Annotated in this window: 5 protein-coding genes and 1 pseudogene; all 6 read left to right on the plus strand. The window is 66.3% G+C overall.

The window, feature by feature from the left end; translation table 11 throughout:
• Window positions 1–459: pseudogene (locus B3446_RS05185) on the plus strand (murein hydrolase activator EnvC family protein); the annotation flags it as partial.
• A gap of 132 nt (window positions 460–591) precedes the next feature.
• The gene (locus B3446_RS05190; RefSeq protein ID WP_175122084.1) at window positions 592–2,037 is read left to right on the plus strand and encodes a S41 family peptidase; all 1,446 of its coding nucleotides are present in this window, start codon (window positions 592–594) and stop codon (window positions 2,035–2,037) included.
• A complete protein-coding gene (locus B3446_RS05195) occupies window positions 2,034–2,792 on the plus strand; it encodes a HesA/MoeB/ThiF family protein (protein ID WP_291378117.1) in 759 nt (252 codons plus the stop codon). Before B3446_RS05190 ends, B3446_RS05195 begins: the two co-directional genes overlap by 4 nt.
• A 104-nt stretch (window positions 2,793–2,896) precedes the next feature.
• Complete coding sequence (locus B3446_RS05200) at window positions 2,897–4,087, plus strand: GGDEF domain-containing protein (protein ID WP_291378118.1); 1,191 nt, start codon at window positions 2,897–2,899, stop codon at window positions 4,085–4,087.
• Window positions 4,088–4,322: 235 nt separating this feature from the next.
• A complete protein-coding gene (locus B3446_RS05205; protein ID WP_291378119.1) occupies window positions 4,323–5,042 on the plus strand; it encodes a FadR/GntR family transcriptional regulator in 720 nt (239 codons plus the stop codon).
• Window positions 5,039–5,280 (plus strand): FAD-binding oxidoreductase (locus tag B3446_RS05210; protein ID WP_291378120.1); only part of this gene is annotated, 242 nt, incomplete at its 3' end. The genes B3446_RS05205 and B3446_RS05210, both read left to right, overlap by 4 nt.

Here is a 5,280-nt window from a genome sequence, read left to right on the forward strand (position 1 = left end):
GAGGAGCCCGCCACTCCAACGCGCAGTGCATCGGCCCAGTAGACCGCCAAGGCGCCGCCGGTCGGCGGCGGCAACGGTCTGCGTCATGGGCTGGCCATGCCGGTGCGCGGCCAGGTGCAGGGCAGGTTCGGGGTGGATCGTCCGGACGGCGGCGTGTGGCGCGGCGTGGTGCTGCGCGCGGCCGAGGGTACGCCCGTCAAGGTCGTGGCGCCCGGTACTGTGGTTTACGCCGATTGGCTGCGCGGCTTTGGCAACCTCATCATTGTGGATCATGGTCAGCAGTACCTGACCGTCTATGCTTACAACCAAAGTCTGCTCAAACGGGTGGGCGATGCGGTGGCCGGCGGGGATACTATTGCTACCGTGGGCGCAACCGGCGGCCAAGTGGAATCCGGCCTATACTTTGAAATTCGCCATCGTGGCGCTCCAGTGGACCCGGCCCAATGGCTGGCGCAGTAGATGTGACGGCTGGTGCAGCCGGTTTGCTGGAATGCAATCGGCGTAAACGCTGTCGGTAAATGAATGTCGTTGGAAAAATACCGTTGGTAAATTACCAAACCCATCGGCGAAAACAAAATTCGGGAAGTGTGCATGGGCACTCGTAAGTTTCGCGGTTTCGGTCTGATTGCCATCGGTGCGGTGGCTGGTGTGTTGCTGAGTGTTGGCGTGACTGCGGTCGCCCAGCGTGGCAGCCCCCTGCCTCTGGACGAGCTCAGGCAACTGAGCAATGTCTTTGCCGCCATCAAGAACAACTACGTCGAGGCCGTCGACGACAAGACCCTGATCGACAATGCCATTTCCGGCATGGTGTCGAACCTGGATCCCCACTCCGCCTACCTGGATGCCGACGCGTTCCGCGAAATGCAGACCGCGACGCAAGGCGAGTTCGGCGGCCTGGGCATCGAGGTGGGCGCGGAAGACGGCTTCGTGAAGGTCATCTCGCCCATCGAGGACACGCCCGCGGCCCGCGCCGGCGTCATGGCTGGCGACCTGATCATCAAGATCGACGACACGCCGACCAAGGGCATGACCCTGAACGACGCGGTCAAGCTCATGCGTGGCGCGCCCAAGTCGCCCATCACCCTGACGATCATGCGCGCCGACCGTCCGCAGCCGATCGTCGTGAAGATCGTGCGCGACATCATCAAAGTGCGCAGCGTGCGCAGCAAGATGCTGGACAACGGCATCGCGTACGTGCGCGTCGCCCAGTTCCAGGAAAAGACCGGCGCCGACCTCGCCCGCCAGCTCAAGGAGCTGGGCGCGAAGGAACCGCCCAAGGGCCTGGTGCTGGACCTGCGCAATGACCCGGGTGGCCTCCTGACCAGCGCCATCGGTGTCTCCGGCGCGTTCCTGCCGCCCGATGCGCTCGTGGTGTCCACGGACGGCCGCACGCCGGACGCCCGCCACAAGTATCTGGCGACCCCTTCGGAATACGCCCGCGGCGAAAGCAACTACCTGTCCGGCCTGCCGGCCTGGACCAAGACGGTGCCGATGGTGGTGCTGGTGAACGTGGGTTCGGCCTCGGCCTCCGAGATCGTGGCCGGCGCCCTGCAGGACCACAAGCGCGCGAAGGTGCTGGGCAACCGCACGTTCGGCAAGGGCTCCGTGCAGGTGATCCTGCCGCTGTCCGAAACCACCGCCGTCAAGCTCACCACGTCGCGTTACTTCACGCCCAGCGGCCGATCCATTCAGGCCACCGGCATCGAACCGGATTACGTCGTGGCGGATACGGCCGACGGCGACCTGTTCCGCCTGCCGCGCGAAGCCGACCTGCAACGTCACCTGTCCAACCAGCAGACCACCAACGAAATCAAGTCCAGCGCCGATCAGGACAACGTGGAACTGCCGGCCAAGGTGTTTGAGTTCGGCGGCAAGGACGACTTCCAGCTCCAGCAGGCCCTGAACCTGCTGGCCGGCAAGCCGGTGCAGAAGGGCTCGGCCCGCGCCCAGGCCAAGGCTGACGCCAAGGCCGGCGGCGGAACGCCCCAGCGCATGAAGATCACGCCGACCGGAGTCGAGCCCAGCAAGGACAAATGAACGACGAGCAACTGCTGCGCTACGCCCGCCACATCCTGCTGGACGAACTCGGGATCGAAGGGCAGGAAAAACTGCTGGCGGCGCGTGTGCTCATCGTGGGGGCGGGCGGTCTGGGTTCGCCCGCCGCGCTCTACCTGGCCACCGCCGGCGTGGGCGACATCACGCTGGCCGACGACGATGTCGTCGAACTCAGCAATCTGCAGCGCCAGATCCTGCACACCACCGCAAGCGTTGGCCGGCCCAAGGCCGAGTCCGGCCGCGACATGCTGGGCGCCTTCAATCCGCAGACCCGCGTCCACGCCCGGGTCGAGCGCCTGAAGGACCAGGCTTTGTCCGATGCCGTCGCGCAGGCGGACCTGGTGCTGGACTGCACCGACAACTTCACGACGCGCCACGCCATCAACCGCGCCTGCGTGCAACACCGCAAGCCGCTGGTGTCCGGCGCGGCCATCCGGTTCGACGGCCAGGTCAGCGTCTATGACCTGCGCGACGACAACGCGCCGTGCTACCACTGCCTGTTTCCGGAAGCCGACGACGTCGAGGAAGCCAACTGCGCCACCATGGGTATCTTCGCGCCGGTGGTCGGCATCATCGGCAGCATGCAGGCCGCCGAAGCCCTGAAGCTGCTGTCCGGCGTGGGCGAAAGCCTGTCCGGGCGCCTCCTGTGGCTGGACGTGCGCACCATGCAATGGCGCAGCGTCAATGTGCAACGTGACCCCGAATGCGCGGTCTGCGGCCACCGGGGGCACGCCTGAAGTCTGTCGGTATTGAACCCAAGAACAATACTAAAGGTTTCAAATACCTGCTATAACGCCAGCCAGCCTACTGATTTCGGGTAGAGGGGCATGGACATGACGGCGTGGATACAGGACTGAAGTTCAGCCTGCCCAAGTGGCGGCTGACACGTTGGCTGACGCATTCCGGGCATGACACGCCGGCGGACATCCGCGCGGCGCTCATCGCCAGTCTGTTCGGCACGCTTCCCATTTTTGCCGGCGGGGTCATCAACACCCTGATGATCTCGGGTGTCGTCGCGTGGCGGCGGCCCGAACCGCTGTATATCTCTTGGCTGATCCTGGAGGTTGTGCTTGCGCTGGTGCGCGTCGTCATCCTGCGATCCGCGCTGCGTGCGGCCCCCAAGGGCGGCAACACCCATACCGACCTCTACATCCTGCTGGCCCTGTTCTGGGCGTTCAGCGTGGGCTATGGCGTCTTCATCACCTTGTTGAACGGCGACTGGCTGGCCGCGACCCTGGCCGGGGTGTCCTGCGGCGCCATGGCCGGCGGGATCTGCTTCCGGAACTACGGCGCGCCCCGCCTGGTGGGCGCCATGATTTTCCTGAGTCTTGGCCCCATGTGCCTGGGCGCGCTCTTCACTGGCGAATGGGTCATGGCGATCGTCTTCATCCAGATTCCGTTCTATCTGATCAGCATGGTCATCGCCTCGCACCGCCTGAACCGCATCCTGGTGTCCACCATGTTGGCCGAGCGCGACAGTGATCGCCGCGCCAGCGAAGACGCGCTGACCGGCCTGGCCAACCGCGCCGGCCTGCAGGCGGCGCTGGAACGCGTGTGCTCCAGCGCACGCGGCCATGACAGCGCCGCGGCGCTGCTCTACATGGACATGGACGACTTCAAGCGCATCAACGACACGCACGGCCACGCCGGGGGCGATCAGGTGCTCAAGACGATCGCGGAACGCATGCGCGCCATGCTCCGCGTGGACGACGTCGCCGCGCGCATCGGCGGCGACGAATTCATCGTGCTCGTCACCGGCATCGACGCCACGGCCGCGCTGCGGCTGGGCGAACACCTGCTGCGCGACGTCTCCCAGCCCATCACGCTGGCAGACGGCAATCGCGTCTGCGTGGGCCTGTCCATCGGCATCTCGATCCTGTCCGGCGCCAACCGCACTCCGCAGGGCGCGCTGGACTCCGCCGATGCCGCGCTGTATCGCGCCAAGGCGCAGGGCGGCCGCTGCTGCATGGTGGATCAAAGCGGGCAGATCGCGGAAAGCGAAGGATTGCAGAGCGCGTCCGTCGCGGCTTGAGAGGGGGCGCGGCTGTCCGAATTGGTCCGAATCGGTCCAGCGCTGTCTGCCGCGTGTGGCGTGCCCGTTGCGCTGCGGATGCATTCCAGACGCAACCCCACCGCGCTTCGGCCGCATTCCAGCATCGATCCCGCCACGCGTTCCCCTTCCCAATCCCGCCGGTGAGTCGCACACCACCCCTCACGAAACCAACAAAGTTATCAGATAACCTGAAAAATATGCCTATAATCCGCCCATGTTGACCAAGAGCCTCACCCTCACCGAGCAGGTTGCCCGCCAGCTCGCCAGCGACATCGCGGACGGTGTCCACGCCGTCGGCGCCAAGCTGCCGGCCGGACGCGTGCTGGCCGAGCAATATGGCGTCAGCGCCGCCGTCATCCGCGAAGCCACGGAGCGCCTGCGCGCCCAAGGTCTGATCCAGAGCCGGCAGGGTTCGGGCAGCACGGTCGTCTCGCGCACTGGGGCGCAAGGCTTTCAGGTATCCACCGGCATCGCGGTCGACCGCAAGAAGCTCGCCAGCGTCTACGAACTTCGCATGGAACTCGAAGGGGGGGCAGCCGCCCTGGCGGCTGTCCGCAGCACGCCGGAGGACCTGGACGCCATGGCGTCGGCGCTCGCCTCGCTGCAAGCCCATCTGGACCACCCCGAGGCCGGCGTCGAACATGACATCGCCTTCCACGTCGCCATCGCCACCGCCACGCACAACAGCTACTACCAGGACCTGCTCCAATACCTGAACCTGCAGCTGCGCCTGGCGGTCAGCACCGCCCGATCCAACAGCCGCCGGCAAGACGGCCTGACGGCCGCCGTACACCAGGAACACGTCGCCGTGTTCGAGGCCATCCGCGCGCGCGATCCGGACCGCGCCCGCCAGGCCGCCATCCGCCACCTGCAGCAAGCCGCCGGCCGCCTGCAACTCGATCTTCTCTCTCCCGCCGCATCCCACATCTCATGAGCGCATCCGACTTTTCTCAACGGCTGGTCCAAGCCCTGGGCCCCGACACCGTCTTCACCGACCCGGCGGACATCACGCCGTGGCTGTCCGATTGGCGCGGCCTGTACAACGGCCAGGCCCAGGCGGTCGTGCGCCCGCGTACGACGGCCGAGGTCGCCACGTGCCTTGCCCTGTGCCAGGAAGCCGGCGTGCCGGTCGTGCCGCGCGGGGGCAACACCGGCCTGTGCGGCGGCGCCAC

The organism is Achromobacter sp. UBA5777, from assembly GCF_002418565.1.
GTDB lineage: Bacteria > Pseudomonadota > Gammaproteobacteria > Burkholderiales > Burkholderiaceae_B > Achromobacter > Achromobacter animicus.

Bases quoted from the DNA above. Each gene is read 5' to 3' on its own strand.
- B3446_RS05190 (WP_175122084.1), top strand. From the start codon at position 592: ATGGGCACTCGTAAGTTTCGCGGTTTCGGTCTGATTGCCATCGGTGCG.
- B3446_RS05195 (WP_291378117.1), top strand. From the start codon at position 2,034: ATGAACGACGAGCAACTGCTGCGCTACGCCCGCCACATCCTGCTGGAC.
- B3446_RS05205 (WP_291378119.1), top strand. From the start codon at position 4,323: ATGTTGACCAAGAGCCTCACCCTCACCGAGCAGGTTGCCCGCCAGCTC.